This window comes from Streptomyces sp. NPDC056373 (assembly GCF_042262425.1).
Lineage (GTDB): Bacteria > Actinomycetota > Actinomycetes > Streptomycetales > Streptomycetaceae > Streptomyces.
In genome coordinates, this window is sequence record NZ_JBHJPX010000002.1 from 124,859 (window position 1) to 144,379 (window position 19,521).

The following is a 19,521-nucleotide window of genomic DNA, read 5'->3' on the forward strand; positions in this document are numbered from 1 at the left end:
GAGCAATGACGTCCTTCTACGCGGCACCGGTGCAGCTGGCGGACAAATGGCAGGGCCCCCCGTGGTTCAAGTGGGCCTTTCTCGCGGTGTGGGCGCTGTGCGGCGCGTTCGTCCTCTTCCAGCTGCGGCAGAACGGCTGGAAGTTCCCCCGGCGGCGCTGAACCGAGCCGCCGCGGGGGCACCCTACTCGGCCGCCTGCTCCAGCCGGTCCTTGAGCAGTTGCTCGTTGCGTGGGAGTTCCTTGCGGACCTGGGGGCGTACGACGAGGGGGACCAGGACCTTTCCCATGCCGTGGCCCTCGAAGTCGATGTCGATCGTGACGTGTGAGCGGCGGCCCTCGTCGTAGGGCTCGACCTCACCGTGCACCTGCGCCCGGACAGGGCCGTCGACACCGCGCATGCCCCAGCTGTGCGGCGGGTCGTACTCGGTGACCTCCATGGTCATCGGCATGACGCGACGGCCGACGTGCCGGGTCACCCGGACCTTCGAGCCGATACCGACGGGCCCCTCGTCGAGGCGCTCCGCGGAGACGGCGCTCAGCTGCCATTCCGGCATGCGACGGGCGTCCATGACGTAGTCGTAGACCTCCTCCGGACGGCGCTCGACGTCGACGCTCTCTCGGATGATGGCCATGATGACCTCCTTGGGAGATACATCTGAATCGTCCCACTCCAGGCCCCCGGACGTCTCCCCGAGACGGCAGCGAGCCCCCGACCGCAAGGACGGGGGCTCGCTGACAGAAGTACGCCTCGGCAGTACGCCTCAGCCGGACCCGACGAACAGCACGAGCAGCAGCCACACCACCGGAGCCGTGGGCAGCAGCGAGTCGAGCCGGTCCATGATGCCGCCGTGCCCCGGCAGCAGCGTGCCCATGTCCTTGATGCCGAGGTCCCGCTTGATCATGGACTCGCCGAGGTCGCCCAGCGTGGCGGTGACCGCGACCGCGAAGCCCAGCACCAGTCCCTGCCACCAGGCACCGTCGTCGATGAGGAACTGCATGCACAGCGCCCCCGCGACCATGGCGAAGGAGACCGCGCCGAGCAGCCCCTCACGGGTCTTGCCGGGGCTGATGCGCGGGGCGAGCTTGTGCCGGCCGAACCGCCAGCCGACGGCGTACGCCCCGGTGTCGCTGACGACTGTCAGCAGCAGGAAGGTGAGCACCCGCTGCGGTCCGTCGTCCGCGGTCAGCATCATCGCGACGAAGGTCGCCAGGAACGGCACGTAGAACGCCGCGAAGACACCGGCGGTGACGTCCCTCAGGTAGCCCTCGGGCGGTTCGGTCATGCGCCAGACCAGGACAGCCAGTGCCGTGAGCGCCATCGCCACCCACGCGCCCTCGGCGCCCCGCACGTACCCGGCGACGACCATCGCGGCACCACCGAGCGCGAGCGGCACGATCGGCGCCCGGATGCCCTTGCGCTCCTCCAGCCGCTTGGTCAGCTCCCACAGGCCCACCACCACGGCCACCGCGACGACACCGACGAACACGGCCTTGACGACGAACAGCGAGGCGACGATCACCACGCCGAGCCCGACACCGACCCCTATCGCGGCACTCAGGTCGCGGCCCGCGCTCTTCTTCGGCGGCTTGGGCGCCGGCTGCGAGGCGTCGGGCATGGGCTCCGGATTCGTGTCGTTTCGGACCGGGGTGCCGCTCGGCCGAGCAGCTCCCCGGTCGTCATCCTGGTTACCGCCGAATTCGGTCACGTCGGGCACGATGGGCATGGGGCGAGTCTGAGGCGCTTCATACGCATCGTATGCGGGACCCGCCGGGGCGGCCCCTCGGACGTGCCCCTGGCCCGGGCCCTGGACGTGCCCGTGACCATGCCCTTGGTCGGTGGGCCCCCAGTACCCGGCCTGCGGCGGCGCCCCCCAGGAAGAGTCGTTCATCAGACCTCGAGCAGCTCCGCTTCCTTGTGCTTCAGGAGCTCGTCCACCTGCGCCACGTACTTCGCGGTGGTGTCGTCGAGCTCCTTCTCCGCACGGCGGCCCTCGTCCTCGCCGACCTCGCCGTCCTTGATCAGCTTGTCGATGGCTTCCTTGGCCTTGCGGCGCACGGAGCGGATCGAGATCTTCGCGTCCTCGCCCTTGCCCTTGGCGACCTTGATGTACTCGCGGCGGCGCTCCTCGGTGAGCTCGGGGAACACCACCCGGATGATGTTGCCGTCGTTGCTCGGGTTGACGCCCAGGTCGGAGTCGCGGATCGCCTGCTCGATGTTGCGCAGCGCGCTCTTGTCGAACGGGGTCACCACGGCCATGCGCGGCTCGGGCACGGAGAACGAGGCCAGCTGGTTGATCGGCGTCGGCGCGCCGTAGTAATCCGCCACGATCTTGTTGAACATCGCCGGGTGCGCACGGCCGGTGCGGATCGCGGCGAAGTCCTCCTTGGCGACCACGACGGCCTTCTCCATCTTCTCCTCGGCCTCGAGGAGGGTCTCTTCGATCACCACTTGCTCCTGCGTGTCTTGAGTAGGCCCGGCTGCGGTTCCATGTGGGGCGGCGGCCGGCTGCGTCGCGTCTTCTTCCTGCACGGTTCCCGACCGGCGGGACAATGTCCATCCCCCGGCCCGGCTCCGTCCCGTCCGTCCCCCGGACGGGGTTGTACCCGGGGTGTCAGTCCCGGCTGCCGGGGTCCCCCACCAGCGTGCCGATCTTCTCACCCTTGACGGCACGTCCGATGTTGCCCTCCGCCAGCAGCTCGAAGACCACGATCGGGAGCTTGTTGTCGCGGCACAGGGTCACGGCCGTGGCGTCGGCGACCTTGAGATCGCGCGTGATGACCTCGCCGTATCCGAGGTGATCGAACTTCACCGCGTCCGGGTTGGTCTTGGGGTCGGAGTCATAGACCCCGTCCACGCCGTTCTTGCCCATGAGCAGCGCCTCGGCGTCGATCTCCAGGGCGCGCTGGGCGGCGGTGGTGTCGGTGGAGAAGTACGGCATGCCCATTCCGGCGCCGAAGATGACCACGCGGCCCTTCTCCAGGTGCCGCACGGCGCGCAGCGGGATGTACGGCTCGGCGACCTGGCCCATGGTGATGGCGGTCTGCACCCGGCAGTCCACGCCGACCTTCTCCAGGAAGTCCTGGAGGGCGAGGCAGTTCATGACCGTGCCGAGCATGCCCATGTAGTCGGAGCGCGCCCGGTCCATGCCACGCTGCTGGAGTTCGGCGCCGCGGAAGAAGTTGCCGCCGCCGATGACGATCGCGATCTCCGCGCCGTCGCGTACGACGGCCGCGATCTCGCGGGCGATCTTGTGCACCACGTCGGGGTCGACGCCAAGGCCGCCGCCACCGGAGAAGGCCTCTCCGGACAGCTTCAGCAGAAACCGGCCGCTCACTTTGCCGTCGTCGCTCTTCTGGGCCTTGGTCATGGGGGATCCCGCCTCTTTCACGTGTTGCACATACCAAGAAGGCCATTGCCGGTGGGGCGTGTTTCACATCCCATACGGCAATGGCCTCCTCGTCAGATCTGCTGTCGTCCGCCACTGGTGTGACGGCGTACGCGGACGACTGCTGTCGACCCTATCGGGGTCGGGCGTCGAGCGCGGTACGGACTCAGATGCCGACCTTGATGCGCGAGAAGCGCTTCAGGGTGACACCGGCCTCGTCCAGGATCTTCTGGACGGACTTCTTGTTGTCCAGCGCGTACGGCTGGCCGAGCAGCGTGGCGTCCTTGAAGAAGCCGTTGAGGCGACCCTCGACGATCTTCGGCAGGGCGGCCTCGGGCTTGCCCTCGGCGCGGGTGGTCTCCTCGGCGACGCGGCGCTCGGACTCGACGACCTCGGCCGGGACGTCCTCCTTGGAGAGGTACTTCGGCGCGAAGGCGGCGATGTGCTGGGCGACGCCCTTGGCGATCTCCGCGTTCGGCTTGTCCAGCTCGACGAGGACACCGATCTGCGGGGGCAGGTCGGGCATCGTGCGGTGCATGTACGCCGTCACGTAACCGTCGGCGAACTGCGCGAAGCGGTCCAGGACGATCTTCTCGCCCAGGTTGGCGTTGGCCTCGTCGACGAACGCCTGGACGGTCTTGCCGGCCTCGATCTCGGACGCGAGCAGGGCGTCGAGGTCGGCCGGGGAGGTCTTGGCGACGTGCTGCGCGATCTGGTTGGCGACGGCCTGGAACTTGTCGCCCTTGGCGACGAAGTCCGTCTCGCACTTCAGCTCGACGATGACGCCGGAGGAGTTGTCGTCGGCGATGATCGAGACCACGGCGCCGTTCTCGGCGGAACGGCCCTCGCGCTTGGCGACGCCCTTCTGGCCCTTGATGCGGAGCGCCTCGACGGCCTTCTCGACGTTGCCCTCGGCCTCGTCCAGCGCCTTCTTGCAGTCCATCATGCCGGCGCCCGTGAGCTCACGGAGCTTCTTGACGTCGGCGGCGGTGTAGTTCGCCATGAGTCTGTGAATCTCTCTCGAAGTCTGGAAGATCGAAGATCTGCGGATGCGCTCCATGGAGCAGGAGCGTGCTGTCCCTCCGCTGACCTACGGGTGAACGGCGGGAGCGGACTTCACCGCGCCGGTGGGCGCTGGTTGCGGTGCCGCTCCCGCCGTCACCACGGGACTGACGGGGTCAGGCCTGCTCGGCCTCGGCCGGCTTGTCGTCCTCGGCCGGCTTCTCGGCCTCGGCGGCCGGGGCCTCGGCCGGAGCGGCCTCGGCGGCGGGGGCGGCCTCGGCGGCGGGGGCGGCCTCGGCAGCCTCGTCGGCCTTCTTCTCGCCCTCGAGCAGGTCGCGCTCCCACTCGGCCAGCGGCTCGCCCGCGGCCTTCTCGCCCTTGCCTTCGGTGGCGACACCGCTGCGGGCGATGAGGCCCTCGGCGACGGCGTCGGCGATGACGCGGGTGAGCAGGGTGACGGAGCGGATCGCGTCGTCGTTGCCCGGGATCTTGTAGTCGACCTCGTCGGGGTCGCAGTTGGTGTCGAGGATCGCGACGACCGGGATGTTCAGCTTCCGGGCCTCACCAACGGCGATGTGCTCCTTCTTGGTGTCCACGATCCAGACGGCGCTGGGCACCTTCTGCATCTCGCGGATACCGCCGAGGGTCTTCTCCAGCTTGGCCTTCTCGCGCGAGAGCACGAGAAGCTCCTTCTTGGTCAGACCGGACGCGGCGACGTCCTCGAAGTCGATCTGCTCGAGCTCCTTGAGGCGCTGCAGACGCTTGTAGACGGTCGAGAAGTTGGTGAGCATGCCGCCCAGCCAGCGCTGGTTGACGTAGGGCATGCCGACGCGGGTGGCCTGCTCCGCGATGGCCTCCTGCGCCTGCTTCTTCGTGCCGACGAACATGACCGTGCCGCCGTGGGCGACGGTCTCCTTGACGAACTCGTAGGCGCGGTCGATGTACGACAGCGACTGGAGCAGGTCGATGATGTAGATGCCGTTGCGCTCCGTGAAGATGAAGCGCTTCATCTTCGGGTTCCAACGACGGGTCTGGTGACCGAAGTGGACGCCGCTCTCCAGCAGCTCCCGCATCGTGACGACGGCCATGGCCGTATCTCCTTGATTTTCTCGGTTGTGCCGCGGATGCCGGACGGCTTCCGCGCCTGACGCCCACTGCGCGCCGTTCCACGAGGGACCGAGGGGCGCTGATACGGGCCCGTTGACGGGGTTCGTATCGGGGCGTGCGAAGTCGACCCGATGGCTCGGGTCGCCATCAGAAGTGTACGGGACCCGCGGGGTGCCGGGTGACGCCGTTGTCCACAACCCGCGGGTGATCCACAGCCGGGGGCCGCGAGAAGTGACGGCCCGGGACGCTTTGCCCATGCGAGTGAACCGGTGTGTCCGCGTGTGTACGCGTCTGATCCTGCTGCTGCTCCTCACGGCGTGGGCCTTGCTGGCCCCGCCCCCGCGGCTGCTCGCGGCGGGCTCTCCCCTCGGGGACCCCGCCGTGCCGGCGGTCGGCCGCACATGGCCCGTGGGCCTGCGTCCTGCGGTCCTGCGCGGCTGGGAGCCCCCGGCTACGGTCTACGGCCGCGGCCACCGGGGCGTGGACCTGGCGGCGGCACCGGGAACGCCGGTGCGGGCGGTGGCGGCGGGCCGGGTCTCCTTCGCGGGCAGGGTGGCCGGAAAGGGAGTGGTCTCGGTGGAGCTGACGGGTACCGGAGACCCTCCTCTGCGCACGACCTACGAACCGGTGACGGCGTCGGTGGACGAGGGCGACGAGACGGAACCGGGCGAGGTGATCGGCACGGTGGACGCGACCGGCTCGCACTGCACGGCTGCGTGTGTGCACTGGGGCCTGCGCAGGGGCGAGACGTATCTGAACCCACTGGACCTGCTGCCGCCGTGGCTGCTGCGTCGAGGCCCCTCCCGGCTCCTGCCGGTCTGGTCGTAGCCGGGGACCGGGCGGGGCGTGCCGTGCGGGCGACACGGGCGAGCCTGCGGCCGGCACGGACCCGCCCCGGCGCGGATGCCACTCAGCCCCGCACGCCCCGCGCGGGCGACACGGGCCCGCCCGGCGCGGACGCGGCTCAGCCCCGCACACCCCGCAGCGCCATGGATACCGCCGCGTCCGCGATGGTCGCCGGGTCCTCCGCCGCTCCCAGTTCGATCCTGCGCACGGCCGCGTCCACGACGCCCTGCAGCAGCATCGCTGCCAGCCTGGGCTGCTCAAGCCCCAGCTCGCCCAGCGCCTCGACGATGATCGCGACCAGCCCGCCGTGCGCCGCACGGATCTTCTCCCGCGCCCCCGCGTCGAGTTCACTCGCGGAGATCGCCACCACGGCCCGGTGCCGCCGGTCCCCGACCAGCGCCAACTGCTGCCGCACATATGCCTCGACCTTGGCCTCGGCCGTCTGCGCCCGCTCCATCGCCGCCGACACGTCCGCCGCCCAGACCGGGAAGTCGACCTCGCACAGTTCCTCGACCACGGCCGCACGCGACCGGAAGTACTCGTAGACGGACGAGCGCGCGAGGCCCGTCCGCTCGGCGAGGGCCGGGAAGGTCAGCGCCTCCGTACCGCCCTCGGACAACAAGGAACGAGCCGCGTCCAGCAGGGCGGCTCGCTGCATCGACCGGTGCTCGGCCACGGAGGCCGCTCGAATCCTTGGCACGTCAACACTCTACGGACGCACCCCGCCACGCGGGAGTGGTTGATGCCGGCCCGAGAGTATCCGGCCAGGTCAGCGGCCGAAGCCCGCCAGTTTCGCTCTCAGCTGGAGCACCGACTTGGTGTGGATCTGGCTGACCCGGCTCTCGGTCACCCCCAGCACGTTCCCGATCTCGGCCAGGGTGAGGCCCTCGTAGTAGTACAGCGTGACCACGGTCTTCTCCCGGTCGGGCAGCGTGTTGATCGCCCGTGCCAGGAACCTCCTCAGCTCCCGGTCCTCGGCGACCTCGACGGGGTTGTCGGCGGCGGTGTCCTCGAGCGTGTCCATGACGCTGAGCCCGTCGCCGCCCTCACCGCCCCCGTGCAGCAGCTCCTCCAGGGCCACCACGTTGGCCAGCGACAACTGACTGAACACCGCATGGAGTTCCTCGACGGCGATGCCCATCTCGCCGGCCACCTCGCTCTCGGTCGGCGTCCGCCGCAACCGGGCCTCCAGCGTGGCGTACGCCCGCTCCACGTTGCGTGCCTTCTGCCGCACCGAACGGGGGATCCAGTCCAGCGCCCGCAGCTCGTCGATCATCGCGCCGCGGATCCTGGTGATCGCGTAGGTCTCGAACTTGATCTCCCGGTCGATGTCGAACTTCTCGATCGCGTCGATCAGCCCGAACACCCCGGACGAGACGAAGTCCGCCTGCTCCACGTTGGACGGCAGGCCCACGCTGACCCGCCCGGCGACGTACTTCACCAGCGGCGAGTAGTGCAGGATCAGCTGCTCCCGCAGCCGCTCGTCCCCCGTCGCCTTGTACGACCGCCACAACTCGTCGAGCGTCGAGGGAGCGGGCGGCCGCACGCTGCCACCGTCACGGGCGGCTGGGGGGATCGCCGCCCGGTCGGACCCGGAGGTGTGCTGGGGCATTCGTCGCCTTGTGCCGTTCTGCTGCGGAGTGGTGCTGCCGGGGTGAGCTGTCTGTCTGATGTCGAGTTGCCTGTCGTGTCGGGATCCTCGCGAGCGTAGCGTGACTGCGGCGTCGCGGTGCGCGAAGGGCGGAGGCCAGGGCGGGCGCAGATACGTTCCTCAGGACGCCCCCTCGGGGTGGCGCGGTCGCCGGGTGTGATCACCGCAGGGCCCCAACTGGGCGCATTTCCAAGGGATGTCGGGGTTCCCCCGGACGGCCGAACACAGGCCGTCAGCACGGCCGGCGAGCGTCACGGACCGACATCACCGCCTGGCGTGTCAACTTCCAGCCGTCGCCGTGTCGTTCGACGTAACCGAGTGCTCGGAGTTCGTACAGTCTCGCGATCGCGTCGTCCGGCGCGGTCTGTGCGGAGCGCGCGATCTCGTCCGGCCCGGCCGTGCCGCGTCCCGGCAGCGCGTCGAGCACCTGCCGGGCGGCCGGCTCCAGCAGGTCACGGGGCAGGACGGGGCCTCTCCGGTCGGGGGCCAGTTCCCCCATGCCGCCGACCAGTTCCACGACGTCCGCGGCATCCGTGACCAGGACGGCCTCCCCGCGCAGCAGATCGTGCACCCCGGCGGAGAGGGCGCTGGTGGCCGGGCCCGGCACGCCCATCGTGTGCCGGCCGAGGCGCTGCGCCGCCCGCGCGGTGACCAGGGAGCCGCTGCGGTGGGCCGCCTCGACGACCACCGTGCCGCGGGTGAGCGCGGCGATGACCCTGTTCCGCAGGATGAAGCGGCTCGGCGTGGGGTGGTCCCCGGGTGGCAGCTCGCCGATCACCAGCCCCTGTTCGGCGATCCTGCCGATCAGCTGGGTGTGGCCGCGGGGGTAGGGCCGGTCGACGCCGCAGGCGAGGACGGCGACGGTGGCGCCGCCGGCTCCGAGGGCTCCGCGATGGGCGGCACCGTCGACTCCGTAGGCTCCGCCCGACACCACGACCCAGCCCCGCTCGGCGAGCCCGGCGGCGAGGGTGGCGGCCATGTGGGCCCCGTACTCGGTGCAGGCCCGGGAACCGACCACGGCGACCGACTTCAGCGCCCACATCCGCAGACCGGCCCGCCCGCGCACCCACAGCCCGAGAGGCCGGGCGTCCCCGAGATCGTCGAGCTGTCCGGGCCACTCAGCGTCCCCGGGGGCGACGAACCGCACGCCGGCGTCCCGGGCGGCCGCCAGATCCCGGCGCGGCCGGGCGGCCTCGGCCCTGGCCACCAGCCCGGCCCACCGCTTCCCACTCACGCCCGGGAGGACGGTGCCGCCCTCCCGTAACCGCCGCACCACCTCCCCGACCCCCAGCTCCCGCACCCACCGCCCACCGACCTCGTCGCCGGGCTCGATGACGCGGGTGAGGAGGACCCGGCAGAGCAGGTCGTCGTCCGCTGCACCGGCGACGCTCATGTCAGTGCCCCGATGGCCATGGGGACGCCTCGCGGCACGCCCGTGCGCAACTGGAGTGCCAGGGCGACGTCCATGGCGCCGGGCCGGTCGTGGCCGACGAGGTCCGCGACGGTCCAGGCCACGCGTAGGACGCGGTCGAGGCCCCGGGCGGTCAGGACACCTCGCTCCAGGTTCCGCTCGGCCTCGTCCATGGCGCCGGGCTCGGCGTACCAGCGGCTGCGCAGCTCACGGCCGGGCACCTCGCTGTTCGTGCACCAGGGGGTGCCTGCGAGGCGCTCGGCGGCCCGTTCCCGGGCCGCCCGCACCCGGTCGGCGACCGTCGCGGTCGATTCGCCGCTGGCGCCGATGGCGGTCAGCTCGGTGCGGGTGATGCGGTCCACCTCGACACGCAGGTCGACCCGGTCCAGCAGCGGACCGGAGAGTCTGGCCTGGTAGCGGCGGATCGCCGAGGGCGGGCACTCGCACAGGTCGTCCCGCTGCGAGAACCGGCCGCAGGGGCAGGGATTGGCCGCGAGCACCATGAGGAACTTCGCGGGGAAGCGCACCACTCCGGCACTGCGCGCGATCACGACGTGCCCGGCCTCCAGCGGCTGGCGCAGGGCGTCCAGGGCCTGGCCGCTGAACTCCGGCGTCTCGTCCAGGAAGAGCACCCCGCGATGAGACAGGGACACGGCCCCGGGCCGAGCGATGCCCTGGCCGCCGCCGACGAGGGCCTGCATCGTGGCCGAGTGGTGCGGGGCGCAGTAGGGGGCGACGTCGACCAGCGGCTTACCAGGGGGCAGCAGGCCCGCCACCGAGTGAACCGCCGTGACCTCCAGTGACTCCTGCCGGCCGAGCGGGGGCAGAATGGCCGGCAGCCGTTCGGCGAGCATCGTCTTGCCGGCGCCGGGCGGCCCTTGGAGGAAGAGGTGGTGCCCGCCGGCCGCGGCCACCTCCACGGCGGTGCGTGCCGAGGTCTGCCCGACCACGTCCGCCAGGTCATGGCCGTGATCGAGCGGGGAGGCGCCGGCGCTGTGCATGCCGGTGGCCGCGCCGGTCCCCGGCATGCGCAGCCCGGCGAGGAGCGGGTCCGGGCGGCCCTGCTCGTCCGGTTCCTCGTCGGGCAGGGGTTCGTCGGCCAGAACGGCGATCAGCTGCCGCAGGCTCCGCACCCCCAGCACCGAGACCCCCGGTACCAGCGACGCCTCCGGCACCGCGCACTCCGGCACCACGACCTGCTCGTACCCCGAATCGGCCGCCGCCAGCACCGCGGGCAAGACCCCCCGTACCGGCCGCACACGCCCGTCCAGGCCCAGTTCGCCGATCATCACGATGTCGGCCAGGACCCTCGGGTCGATGCGCTCCGCCGCGCCGAGGACCGCTGCCGCGACGGCCATGTCGAAGCCGCTGCCGGACTTCGGCACCGAAGCCGGGCTCAGGCCGACGGTGAGTTTCTTCTGGGGCCAGGTCGCGCCCGAGTTGACGACCGCGGCGCGCACCCGGTCCCGGCTCTCGGTGAGGCTCTTGTCGGGCAGTCCCACCAGCGTGAACGCCGCGACGCCGGGTTCGAGGTCGGCCTGGACCTCGACGACCACGCCCTCGACGCCGACCAGGGCGACCGAACACGTGCGGGCGAATGCCATTCAGGCCACCCCCCGCACATGCTCGACCACGGCGGCTCCGCGGGCCGGCAGCAGTACCCCGACCACGTCGATGCGGACCCCTCCGGGAGGTGCGCCCCCGTGGGTCTGGATCCACCGCTCGGCCAGGCTCCGCAGCCGCTCCGCCTTCCGTGGGGTCACGGCCGCCATCGGATGCTGGAAGGGACCCTCCCTGCGGGTCTTCACCTCGCAGACGACCAGGACGTCCCCGTCCCTGGCCACGATGTCGATCTCGCCGGTCCGGCCGGAGCGCCAGTTGCGCTCCAGGACCGTCAGACCGGCCTCGGTCAGCCGCCGTGCGGCCAGACCCTCCCCGTACTTGCCCATGGCACTGCGCGCCAGATGTGCGGTCATGTCGGCACCACCTCCGGCGCCAACGATCACGCACCCGTCCCCACAAAGTGGATCTTGGTGGACGGCTCAGCGGTTGTGGACAACTCCCTCACCCGCGCGGGGAACCTCAGCCGCTCGGCAGCTCCAGGTCGCTCTTGTTCAGCTCCTCGATGTTCACGTCCTTGAACGTGAGGACCCGTACCTGCTTCACGAACCGCGCCGGCCGGTACATGTCCCAGACCCAGGCATCCGCCATGGAAACCTCGAAGAACACCTCACCCTGGACCGAGTGCACCTGCATCTCGTAGTCGTTGGTCAGGTAGAAGCGTCGCTCGGTCTCGATCACGTATTTGAACAGACCGACGACATCGCGGTACTCCCGGTAGAGCTTCAGCTCCATCTCGGTCTCGTACTTCTCGAGGTCCTCGGCGCTCATGGCATGTTCCCCTTCAGCCGTGCGATCCCCCCATTGTGCGCCAGTCCTGTGCGGCCCTAGACGATTTCCGGGTCAAGGATCACTGGCCTGGCCGGGGGACCTTCGTCGAGCAGCGTGCGCAGCAGCCCGGCGAGTCTGGTCGGATACACCGTCTCATGTGCCCGGCTCAGTTCCGGACACGTCCACCAGCGCGCTCCGGCGACACTGCGCCGTTCCAGCTCGGTCAGCCCGGTGGCGGCCACCGTCGTGCGGTCCGTACGCGCCAGGTAGTACCACTCGTCCTGGTCCCAGCGGCGGCCCGCGAACGGGAAGGAGCACCGCCGACGCCACAGCACCGGGCCGAGCTCGACCTCGGTGATGCCCGTCTCCTCGGCGAGTTCCCGCAGTGCGGCCTCTTCACGGGTCTCCTCGCCCTCCACACCGCCGCCGGGGGTGAACCACCAGTCGTCGGCCGGGTCGTCCGGCTCGTGCCCGTGCAGCAGCAGGATGCGGTCCCGCGGGTCGAGCAGCACGACCCGGGCGACCCGGCGCAGCCCGCCCTCGTAGGTGTCCTGGCCCGCTCCCGTGGCCTCAGCGGACACCTGCGGGCTCCGCGGCGCTCTCCCGCCGGGCCCGGGCGGCGCCCGTACGCTTGGCGATGGGCCCGTAGGCGCCTCCGCCCAGGACGAGCACGGCGCCGGCGATCACGAGGAGGGTGATCGTCCGCAGCGGCCCGGGCGAGGAGAGGGTGCCGAGCGGCTCGAAGCCGGTGGGGGCCTGCAGCATGCCCTTCATGGGCCACACGACGGTGTCGACGCGGGCGTCCACCGCGGAGCGCGCCACCGTGCCACTGGCGGCATCGGTCAGGTGGGCCGTGGAGTCCACGGAGTTGCCCCGCTCGTCGCCGAGCAGGAACAGCCGGCCCTTGGGGACGGTCACGGTCGGGAAGTTGCTCATCTCGGCCGGTGTGCCCTTGGGCAGGTACGTTTCGTCGATCTCCTTGCCGTTGACCTTCAGCCTGCCGTCCTGGCAGCAGGAGACCGTGTCGCCGCCGACGGCGACCACGCGCTTGACCATCGGCGCGTTGGCCCAGGTCGCGTCCTTGAAGACGACGACGTCACCGCGGCGCACCTCGCCGCCGTCGACACGCTGCGCCAGGATCCGGTCGCCCGCGTCGATCGTCGGGGTCATCGAACTCGTGGGCACGGTGTACGGCCGGTAGACCACCGCTCCCCAGGCGAACCCGCCGAGAAACAGCACGAGGCCCAGTGCGACGGCCAGCCCGGACAACCGCTGTCCGGTCCGGCTGCCCACCGGGCCCGTGCCCGAGCCGCCGCTGCGCGGGGCCGTGTGCGTCATGCTCTCGCCACCCATGGGTCCGCACCCTACCCGGGGGTACCGGCCGGGGTCAGCCCATGGTCGGGATCACTGCTTCCGGCGACGCCAGAGCACCACCGGCACCACGCCGAGGAGCGCGATCCCCTGTGGCGCGACCGTCAGGCCCGCGGCGGCCGGCTGGGCGTTCAGCCCGGGCTGGTCGAAGGTGTCCGGAACCGGCAGGGTGGCCCAGCGGTTGATGGGCCAGGCGACGACGACGGCGCGTCCGACGACGTCCTTCACCGGGACCATGCCGTGGTGCTTGTCGGACTGGTTGTAGCGGGAGTCCCGCGAGTTCTGCCGGTGGTCGCCCATGACCCAGATGTAGCCCTTGGGGACCTTGACCTTGAACTGGCCGCCCTGGTCGTCGACGCTGCACGGCGTGTTGCCGGCGTAGACGTAGTCCCGCTCGTCGAGTGCCTTGCCGTTGACCATGAGCGGGCCGGTGTTCTTGCACTCGATCGTGTCGCCGCCGACGCCGACGACCCGCTTGATGAGGTCCTTCTCCTCCGCGGACGGCATGAGGCCGATCCAGCTGAGGAAGGTCTGCAGCGCGTTCGGGTCCGTGGTCGGCTCGCCCGCCAGCCAGTTGTCCGGGTCGTGGAAGACGACGACCTCGCCGCGCTCGGGCTCGGAGCCGAACCAGGGCGTGAGCTTGTCGACCAGGACGCGGTCACCCTGCTGGAGGGTGTTCTGCATCGAGTCGGAGGGAATGGAGAACGCCTGCACCAGGAAGGTCTTGATCAGCAGCGCCAGAACCAGCGCGATACCGATCAGGATGGGCAGCTCCTTCCAGAAGGAGCGCGGCTTCTTCGGTGTCCTGGCCGTACCGCCCGGTCCCTGGTCCTCGGCTGTCGTGTGCTCGCCCGTCACCCTGCCGTCCTCGGCTGTCCCGGAGTCATTCCCGGAGGTCACGGCGCTGTCCGCGGCCGGGACGGCGGATTCCGCGGGGCGTCCGCGGTGCTCCTCGCCGTCGTGTCCGGACCGTGCGCCGACCGCCACATCCCCCACGCCAACTCCTCACTCTGTGCCGCCGCCTGCCCCATACGCGGCGCAGGCCCACCACTCCCATAACGAGCGGGAGTTCCGCAGGGGTCGGGAGCTGGATCGTTCCGTTCGGATCGTAGGGGGCAACCCTATGCGACAGTTCGGGAGCAGCGGTCGACCCGGGGGCCGAGTCGGACACGGTGGCGTACGTATTCGGCTCCTCCAGCATGTTCCAGTGCCCGAAGGGCCAGGCGATGACCATGGCGCGGCCCACCACCTCGTCCAGGGAGACCGTGCCCCCGTAGTCGGTGTCCTGGTGGGCGCGGGAGTCCGCCGAGTTGTTCCGGTGGTCGCCCATCACCCACAGCCGTCCCTGGGGGACCGTGATGTCGAACGGCGTGTCGGACGGGGCGGCGCCGGGATACAGGTAGTCCTCGTTCAGCGGGACGCCGTTGACGGTCACCCGCCCTTGCGCGTCGCAGCACTTGACGCGGTCGCCGCCGACGCCGACGACCCGCTTGATGAGGTCCTTCTCGTTCTCGGACGGCAGCAGGCCGATGAAGGTGAGCCCTTCCTTCACCTGCTTGATGACGACGGGGTCGGACTTCTGCGTGGTGGGCTGTTCGTCCTGGAGCCAGCCGCCGGGGTCCTTGAAGACGACGACGTCCCCGCGCTGGGGCTGCGAGCCGAACCACGGGGTGAGCTTGTCGACCAGGACGCGGTCGCCGATCTGGATCGTCTGCTCCATGGAGCCGGACGGGATGACGAAGGCCTGGACGAGGAACGTCTTCAGCACGAGCGCGATCAGGACCGCCACGCCGACGAGGAGCGGTATCTCCTTCACGGCTCCGCGCCTGCGGCGCCGCTTGACCTTCCGCTGGAGCTTACGGCGCTCGGCCCGCGTACGTCCGCTGCCGGACGGACCGGCGGCGCGCCGGGCACCGGTGGGCAGCAGGTTCTCCGCGGGGCCCGCAGGGACGCCGCGCGGTTTGCCGCGGTTACCCATGGGCGCCCGCCCTGCCGGCGTCGGGCACGCGCGCGTAGGCGTCCGGCCGGTGCAGCCGGGTGGCGTGACCGAGCGGCCAGACGATCCAGTCGGCGCGGCCGATCACGGCGTCGACGGGGATCATGCCGCCGCCCGGCGAGCCGAGGTGGTCGCGGGAGTCGCTGGAGTCGCTGCGGTGGTCGCCGAGGACGAACAGGGTGCCGCCGGGGACGACGACGTCGAAGGGCACCGCGGACGGGCTGTCGCCGGGATGCAGGAAGCCCGACTCGTCGACCGGCCGGCCGTTCACCTGGATCCTCCCCTCCCTGTCGCAGCAGACCACGCGGTCTCCCCCCACACCGACAACGCGTTTGACGTAGTCCGCGTGCCCGAAGTACCCGGTCCCGTCGAACACGACGATGTCTCCCCGCTGCGGCACGGCACCGAAACGGTACGCCAACTTATTTACGAGAACCCTGTCCCCGATCCTCAATCCCGGCTCCATCGATCCGCTGGGGATCTGGAACGGCCGCAGCACGAACGTGCTGAGCAACAACAGGAACACCAGGCAGACCAGCAGGGTGAGGGTGATCCGGCCGCCCGGGACCCAGGAGCTGACACGCGCCACCAACGCGAAACGCGACCGGTCCTCCGGCCCTGCGGGTTCCGAGACGGTCGTCCGGGAGCCGGAAGGGCGGGAGGAGCGGTCGCGCTCCGTGGGCTGTGCTTCGGTGTCCATCGGAGCCAGATGCTATCCGGCTCCGGTGTGAACCCCGGAGAGCGCTCAGCTCTCGCGCTTCTCCTTGATCTTCGCGGCCTTGCCGCGCAGCTCGCGCAGGTAGTACAGCTTGGCGCGGCGGACGTCACCCTTGGTGACGAGCTCGATCTTCTCCACGATCGGGGTGTGCACCGGGAAGGTGCGCTCGACGCCGACGGAGAAGGAGACCTTGCGGACCGTGAAGGTCTCGCGCACGCCGGCACCCTGGCGGCGGATCACGACGCCCTTGAACTGCTGCACACGGGAGCGGTTGCCCTCGATGACGCGCACGTGGACGTTGACGGTGTCGCCCGGGCGGAAGGCGGGGACGTCGCTGCGCAGCGACGCGGAGTCGACGGTGTCGAGCAGGTGAGACATTTCGTCTGCTTTCCTCGCTGATGCCACAGGTCATCAACGGAAACTAGGTGTTTCGGGATCAGGTGTGTGCGGGTCGGGGCGGACGTCGTCTCCCCCTGTGGCAGGGGCGCACGCCGGACGGACGCACAACAGCTGGCTATTCTTCCACGCCGTCGGTCCTGCGCCAAAATCGGCCGTACGGCTCCCCCGCCGGGTCGGGCGCCCAGCCCAGGATGGAGAGCATCTCGCGGTCCTTCTTGTCGAAGGCCTTGGGGTCACAGCGCTCGATGAGGTCGGGCCGGTGGGCGGTGGTGCGCTTGAGGGCCTCGTCGCGGCGCCAGCGGGCGATCTTCCCGTGGTGGCCGCTGAGCAGCACGTCGGGGATGTCCCGGCCGCGCCACTCGGGAGGCTTGGTGTAGACGGGCCCCTCGAGCAGGTTCGCCATGGCGCCGGGCGCGAAGGAGTCGTCCCGGTGGGACTCGGCGTTGCCCAGGACGCCGGGCAGCAGCCGCGCCACGGCCTCCGTGACGACGAGGACGGCCGCCTCGCCGCCGGCCAGGACGTAGTCGCCGATGGACACCTCGTACACCGGCATCCGTGTCGCGTACTCGTCGACGACGCGGCGGTCGATGCCCTCGTAGCGGGCCGGGGTGAAGATCAGCCAGGGGCGCTCGGAGAGGTGGACGGCGAGTTCCTGGGTGAAGGGGCGGCCGCTGGGGGTGGGCACGATGAGGGCGGGCGCGCGGGAGCCCGTCTCGTAGCCGTCGGCGAGGACGGAGTCCAGTGCGTCTCCCCACGGCTCGGTCTTCATGACCATGCCGGGGCCGCCGCCGTAGGGGGTGTCGTCGACCGTGTTGTGACGGTCGTAGGTCCAGGAGCGCAGGTCGTGGACGTGCACGTTCAGCTGTCCACGCGCGCGTGCCTTGCCGACGAGGGAGACGTTCAGCGGTTCCAGGTACTCGGGGAAGATCGTGACGACGTCGAGGCGCATCACGACTCTTCCTGTCCGGAGGCCTCGTCCCGGCTGGACGCGATCTCGGCGCGGTCGTCGATCAGGCCCGGCGGCGGGGTGATGACGGCCTTCTGCTCCTCGAGGTCGATCTCGGCGACGATCTCCTCGACGAAGGGGATCATCACCTCGCTGCCGTCGGGACGCTCCACGATGAACAGGTCCTGGGTGGGCAGGTGCGAGATCTCCGTGATCCGGCCGACCTCGGTGCCGTCGGCGGTGACCACGTCGAGGTCGATGAGCTGATGGTCGTAGTACTCGTCCTCGCCCTCGGGCAGTTCCTCCGGGTCGATCTCGGCGATCAGGAGGGTGTTGCGCAGTGCCTCGGCGCCGGTGCGGTCGCTGACGCCTTCGAAGCGCAGCAGGAGACGGCCGCTGTGGACGCGGCCCGTCTCGATGGTGAGCGGTCCCACGGATGCGGGATCGGTGGTGAGTACGGCACCGGGGCCGAGCCTCAGCTCCGGCTCGTCGGTCCGCACCTCGACGGTGACCTCACCCTTGATGCCATGGGCACGGCCGATCCGTGCGACTACCAGCTGCACGTGTCCATTCTCCTGTCATACGACTGCGGGCCGGGGACGGCCCAGTGGCCCTCCCCGGCCCGAGCCGGTGCTGTTGCGAAAGCGTCAGCGGACGTGGTCCACGTCGACGAGGTCGACGCGGATGCCGCGGCCGCCGATGGCGCCCACGACGGTACGCAGGGCGCGTGCGGTGCGGCCGTTGCGGCCGATCACCTTGCCGAGGTCGTCCGGGTGGACCCGGACCTCGAGCACTTGCCCGCGGCGCAGGTTGCGCGAGGCGACCTGCACATCGTCAGGGTTGTCGACGATGCCCTTCACGAGGTGCTCGAGAGCCTCCTCGAGCATGCTCAGGCCTCGGTCGAAGCGGACTCGGCGGCCTCGTCCTTCTTCTCGGCCTTCTTCTTCTGGGTGATCGCCTCACCCTTGCCCTCGTCGTCGCCGCCGATGGCCTCGAACGACGGGCGCGCGGCCTTCTCGGGCTGCGTCAGCAGCGGAGCCGGGGCGGGCTCGCCCTTGAACTTCTGCCAGTCGCCGGTCTTCTTGAGGATGGCCATCACGGGCTCGGTCGGCTGGGCGCCGACACCGAGCCAGTACGCCACGCGCTCGGCGTCGACCTCGATCACCGACGGGTTGTACGTCGGGTGGTACTTGCCGATCTCCTCGATGGCCCGGCCGTCACGGCGGGTACGGGAGTCGGCGACGACGATGCGGTAGTGAGGCGAACGGATCTTGCCCAGACGCTTCAGCTTGATCTTGACTGCCACGGGAGTGGGTTCTCCTGGATTTGACGTGATTGGGCACGGCGAGAAATGCCGCGTGGGGTTGCGGTACCCGAGTGCCCGATGGACGCGTCAGCCGGAGGAGAGAGGGGTCCTGTGCGACTGTCGAGTACAGCTAGCCATTGTGCCACACCCGGCGGGTCGCTCCGGGCCGGGGCCCTGATCCGCCGTGCGGGCACGCCGATGGCGCACCCGGCGTGAGAGGTGAGGCATGTCGGGTGCGCCATCGGCCCGAGCCCTGCGCCGAAGACCGGCAGCCACGAGATGCCGGTGCGGGGCGTCAGCTCGCGACCGCTCCCACGATGTCCGGGATCCGGAACGGCTTACCGCAGCCGCCGCAGACGATCGGGGCCTGGGCGAGGACGGACGGGACGACCCGGACGTTGCGGCCGCAGTCGCAGACCGCCTTGACACGGACACCACCACCCGACGATCCGTGCCGGGCGGCCGGACCACGGAAGGTGCGGGACGTGTCGGAGGAGGTGGCCGCGGTGTGGGCCTTGAGGGCGCGCTGGAGACGCTCCATCGTCGGGCGGTAGCGGCGCTTCGCCTCGGGGGTGAGCGAGACCAGGGAGAAACCGCTGCTGGGATGCGGTTCCTCGGGGTGGTCCAGGCCCAGCTCCTCGGCGATCGCGAGGAATCTGCGGTTGTGGTAGCGGCCGGCCCGGGAGGTGTCGCGGACTCCGCGCGCGGCGGCGATGCCATGGACTGCCTCATGGAGCAGTCGCTCGAAGGAGAGCTCGTGACCGCACGCGGACGACGACTCCCCGATCAGGGACTCTGGCGCGGCAAGGTCGGGCAACTCGGGGTGGTACCGCTGAATATCGGCCCACGCCTGTGCCAGCTCTGCGGCGAGAACAGGTGGTGTCTGTGTCGTGCTCACGTAATGACAACGAGCCGGGGTGCCCCAGTGTTCCGATTCCGGGCCATCCCAAATAATTTGCACGTACCCGTCAGTTGCCTCTGATGCGTCCC

The 19,521-nt window shown here is 70.5% G+C and carries 25 protein-coding genes; 2 read left to right on the top strand and 23 right to left on the bottom strand.

Annotated elements, in window-relative coordinates:
- Positions 1-5: 5 nt before the first annotated feature.
- Positions 6-161, top strand: a complete 156-nt coding sequence (locus ACFCXS_RS04495; RefSeq protein WP_376641608.1) for a hypothetical protein — start codon at positions 6-8, stop codon at positions 159-161.
- Between the two features lie 22 nt (positions 162-183).
- Here the strand turns inward: ACFCXS_RS04495 and ACFCXS_RS04500 are convergent, their stop codons facing one another.
- The 6 genes from ACFCXS_RS04500 to rpsB form a co-directional block, all read right to left on the bottom strand.
- Positions 184-633 carry an SRPBCC family protein gene (locus ACFCXS_RS04500; protein WP_376641609.1) on the bottom strand — a complete coding sequence of 150 codons (450 nt, stop codon included), beginning with the start codon at positions 631-633 and terminating at the stop codon, positions 184-186.
- Between the two features lie 129 nt (positions 634-762).
- Positions 763-1,890 carry a phosphatidate cytidylyltransferase gene (locus ACFCXS_RS04505; protein WP_376641610.1) on the bottom strand — a complete coding sequence of 376 codons (1,128 nt, stop codon included), beginning with the start codon at positions 1,888-1,890 and terminating at the stop codon, positions 763-765.
- Positions 1,890-2,447: a ribosome recycling factor gene (frr, locus tag ACFCXS_RS04510; protein ID WP_006136598.1), complete on the bottom strand. Its 558-nt coding sequence runs from the start codon at positions 2,445-2,447 to the stop codon at positions 1,890-1,892. Before frr ends, ACFCXS_RS04505 begins: the two co-directional genes overlap by 1 nt.
- 166 nt (positions 2,448-2,613) lie before the next feature.
- A complete protein-coding gene (gene pyrH, locus ACFCXS_RS04515) occupies positions 2,614-3,369 on the bottom strand; it encodes a UMP kinase (protein ID WP_376641611.1) in 756 nt (251 codons plus the stop codon).
- A gap of 184 nt (positions 3,370-3,553) precedes the next feature.
- Positions 3,554-4,390 carry a translation elongation factor Ts gene (gene tsf / locus ACFCXS_RS04520; RefSeq protein ID WP_376641612.1) on the bottom strand — a complete coding sequence of 279 codons (837 nt, stop codon included), beginning with the start codon at positions 4,388-4,390 and terminating at the stop codon, positions 3,554-3,556.
- A 175-nt stretch (positions 4,391-4,565) separates the two neighbouring features.
- Positions 4,566-5,477, bottom strand: a complete 912-nt coding sequence (gene rpsB, locus ACFCXS_RS04525) for a 30S ribosomal protein S2 (protein WP_376641613.1) — start codon at positions 5,475-5,477, stop codon at positions 4,566-4,568.
- Positions 5,478-5,751: 274 nt separating this feature from the next.
- Here rpsB and ACFCXS_RS04530 point away from each other — a divergent pair, with 274 nt between their 5' ends.
- Positions 5,752-6,324 carry a M23 family metallopeptidase gene (locus tag ACFCXS_RS04530; protein ID WP_376641614.1) on the top strand — a complete coding sequence of 191 codons (573 nt, stop codon included), beginning with the start codon at positions 5,752-5,754 and terminating at the stop codon, positions 6,322-6,324.
- A 136-nt stretch (positions 6,325-6,460) separates the two neighbouring features.
- Here ACFCXS_RS04530 and ACFCXS_RS04535 read toward each other — a convergent pair whose 3' ends face one another.
- From ACFCXS_RS04535 to ACFCXS_RS04615, 17 genes are all read right to left on the bottom strand, one after another.
- Positions 6,461-7,018, bottom strand: coding sequence for a TetR/AcrR family transcriptional regulator (locus tag ACFCXS_RS04535; RefSeq protein ID WP_376641987.1), 558 nt, complete (start codon positions 7,016-7,018; stop codon positions 6,461-6,463).
- A gap of 93 nt (positions 7,019-7,111) precedes the next feature.
- Positions 7,112-7,954, bottom strand: a complete 843-nt coding sequence (gene whiG / locus ACFCXS_RS04540) for an RNA polymerase sigma factor WhiG (RefSeq protein WP_376641615.1) — start codon at positions 7,952-7,954, stop codon at positions 7,112-7,114.
- Positions 7,955-8,225: 271 nt separating this feature from the next.
- Positions 8,226-9,386 (bottom strand): DNA-processing protein DprA, encoded by a 1,161-nt coding sequence (gene dprA, locus ACFCXS_RS04545; RefSeq protein WP_376641616.1) that lies wholly within the window; start codon positions 9,384-9,386, stop codon positions 8,226-8,228.
- Positions 9,383-11,008 (bottom strand): YifB family Mg chelatase-like AAA ATPase, encoded by a 1,626-nt coding sequence (locus tag ACFCXS_RS04550; RefSeq protein ID WP_376641617.1) that lies wholly within the window; start codon positions 11,006-11,008, stop codon positions 9,383-9,385. The genes dprA and ACFCXS_RS04550 overlap by 4 nt, the downstream gene beginning before the upstream one ends.
- The gene (locus ACFCXS_RS04555) at positions 11,009-11,410 is read right to left on the bottom strand and encodes a YraN family protein (RefSeq protein ID WP_376641618.1); all 402 of its coding nucleotides are present in this window, start codon (positions 11,408-11,410) and stop codon (positions 11,009-11,011) included.
- Positions 11,411-11,486: 76 nt separating this feature from the next.
- A complete protein-coding gene (locus ACFCXS_RS04560) occupies positions 11,487-11,795 on the bottom strand; it encodes a DUF2469 domain-containing protein (protein ID WP_003993268.1) in 309 nt (102 codons plus the stop codon).
- A gap of 56 nt (positions 11,796-11,851) precedes the next feature.
- The gene (locus tag ACFCXS_RS04565; protein WP_376641619.1) at positions 11,852-12,376 is read right to left on the bottom strand and encodes an NUDIX hydrolase; all 525 of its coding nucleotides are present in this window, start codon (positions 12,374-12,376) and stop codon (positions 11,852-11,854) included.
- Entirely contained in the window at positions 12,366-13,148 is a 783-nt protein-coding gene (lepB, locus tag ACFCXS_RS04570) for a signal peptidase I (RefSeq protein WP_376641620.1), read from the bottom strand. Before lepB (ACFCXS_RS04570) ends, ACFCXS_RS04565 begins: the two co-directional genes overlap by 11 nt.
- Before the next feature lie 51 nt (positions 13,149-13,199).
- Complete coding sequence (gene lepB / locus ACFCXS_RS04575; protein ID WP_376641621.1) at positions 13,200-14,162, bottom strand: signal peptidase I; 963 nt, start codon at positions 14,160-14,162, stop codon at positions 13,200-13,202.
- Positions 14,050-15,144, bottom strand: a complete 1,095-nt coding sequence (gene lepB, locus ACFCXS_RS04580) for a signal peptidase I (RefSeq protein ID WP_376641622.1) — start codon at positions 15,142-15,144, stop codon at positions 14,050-14,052. Before lepB (ACFCXS_RS04580) ends, lepB (ACFCXS_RS04575) begins: the two co-directional genes overlap by 113 nt.
- On the bottom strand, positions 15,137-15,862 hold the full coding sequence (gene lepB / locus ACFCXS_RS04585) for a signal peptidase I (protein WP_376641623.1): 726 nt from the start codon (positions 15,860-15,862) through the stop codon (positions 15,137-15,139). The genes lepB (ACFCXS_RS04580) and lepB (ACFCXS_RS04585) overlap by 8 nt, the downstream gene beginning before the upstream one ends.
- A 45-nt stretch (positions 15,863-15,907) precedes the next feature.
- A complete protein-coding gene (gene rplS / locus ACFCXS_RS04590; RefSeq protein ID WP_053668736.1) occupies positions 15,908-16,258 on the bottom strand; it encodes a 50S ribosomal protein L19 in 351 nt (116 codons plus the stop codon).
- Between the two features lie 136 nt (positions 16,259-16,394).
- Positions 16,395-17,228: a tRNA (guanosine(37)-N1)-methyltransferase TrmD gene (gene trmD / locus ACFCXS_RS04595; RefSeq protein WP_104781422.1), complete on the bottom strand. Its 834-nt coding sequence runs from the start codon at positions 17,226-17,228 to the stop codon at positions 16,395-16,397.
- Complete coding sequence (rimM, locus tag ACFCXS_RS04600; protein ID WP_376641624.1) at positions 17,228-17,788, bottom strand: ribosome maturation factor RimM; 561 nt, start codon at positions 17,786-17,788, stop codon at positions 17,228-17,230. Before rimM ends, trmD begins: the two co-directional genes overlap by 1 nt.
- Before the next feature lie 84 nt (positions 17,789-17,872).
- A complete protein-coding gene (locus tag ACFCXS_RS04605; RefSeq protein WP_031107040.1) occupies positions 17,873-18,112 on the bottom strand; it encodes an RNA-binding protein in 240 nt (79 codons plus the stop codon).
- 2 nt (positions 18,113-18,114) lie between these two features.
- Positions 18,115-18,531, bottom strand: coding sequence for a 30S ribosomal protein S16 (gene rpsP, locus ACFCXS_RS04610; protein ID WP_030852064.1), 417 nt, complete (start codon positions 18,529-18,531; stop codon positions 18,115-18,117).
- A gap of 295 nt (positions 18,532-18,826) precedes the next feature.
- Positions 18,827-19,429 carry a hypothetical protein gene (locus ACFCXS_RS04615; RefSeq protein ID WP_376641625.1) on the bottom strand — a complete coding sequence of 201 codons (603 nt, stop codon included), beginning with the start codon at positions 19,427-19,429 and terminating at the stop codon, positions 18,827-18,829.
- Positions 19,430-19,521 lie beyond the last annotated feature (92 nt).

Bases quoted from the DNA above. Each gene is read 5' to 3' on its own strand.
- ACFCXS_RS04495 (WP_376641608.1), top strand. From the start codon at position 6: ATGACGTCCTTCTACGCGGCACCGGTGCAGCTGGCGGACAAATGGCAG.
- ACFCXS_RS04500 (WP_376641609.1), bottom strand. From the start codon at position 633: ATGGCCATCATCCGAGAGAGCGTCGACGTCGAGCGCCGTCCGGAGGAG.
- ACFCXS_RS04505 (WP_376641610.1), bottom strand. From the start codon at position 1,890: ATGAACGACTCTTCCTGGGGGGCGCCGCCGCAGGCCGGGTACTGGGGG.
- pyrH (WP_376641611.1), bottom strand. From the start codon at position 3,369: ATGACCAAGGCCCAGAAGAGCGACGACGGCAAAGTGAGCGGCCGGTTT.
- tsf (WP_376641612.1), bottom strand. From the start codon at position 4,390: ATGGCGAACTACACCGCCGCCGACGTCAAGAAGCTCCGTGAGCTCACG.
- rpsB (WP_376641613.1), bottom strand. From the start codon at position 5,477: ATGGCCGTCGTCACGATGCGGGAGCTGCTGGAGAGCGGCGTCCACTTC.
- ACFCXS_RS04530 (WP_376641614.1), top strand. From the start codon at position 5,752: ATGCGAGTGAACCGGTGTGTCCGCGTGTGTACGCGTCTGATCCTGCTG.
- whiG (WP_376641615.1), bottom strand. From the start codon at position 7,954: ATGCCCCAGCACACCTCCGGGTCCGACCGGGCGGCGATCCCCCCAGCC.
- dprA (WP_376641616.1), bottom strand. From the start codon at position 9,386: ATGAGCGTCGCCGGTGCAGCGGACGACGACCTGCTCTGCCGGGTCCTC.
- ACFCXS_RS04550 (WP_376641617.1), bottom strand. From the start codon at position 11,008: ATGGCATTCGCCCGCACGTGTTCGGTCGCCCTGGTCGGCGTCGAGGGC.
- ACFCXS_RS04560 (WP_003993268.1), bottom strand. From the start codon at position 11,795: ATGAGCGCCGAGGACCTCGAGAAGTACGAGACCGAGATGGAGCTGAAG.
- lepB (WP_376641620.1), bottom strand. From the start codon at position 13,148: ATGGGTGGCGAGAGCATGACGCACACGGCCCCGCGCAGCGGCGGCTCG.
- lepB (WP_376641622.1), bottom strand. From the start codon at position 15,144: ATGGGTAACCGCGGCAAACCGCGCGGCGTCCCTGCGGGCCCCGCGGAG.
- lepB (WP_376641623.1), bottom strand. From the start codon at position 15,862: ATGGACACCGAAGCACAGCCCACGGAGCGCGACCGCTCCTCCCGCCCT.
- rplS (WP_053668736.1), bottom strand. From the start codon at position 16,258: ATGTCTCACCTGCTCGACACCGTCGACTCCGCGTCGCTGCGCAGCGAC.
- trmD (WP_104781422.1), bottom strand. From the start codon at position 17,228: ATGCGCCTCGACGTCGTCACGATCTTCCCCGAGTACCTGGAACCGCTG.
- ACFCXS_RS04605 (WP_031107040.1), bottom strand. From the start codon at position 18,112: ATGCTCGAGGAGGCTCTCGAGCACCTCGTGAAGGGCATCGTCGACAAC.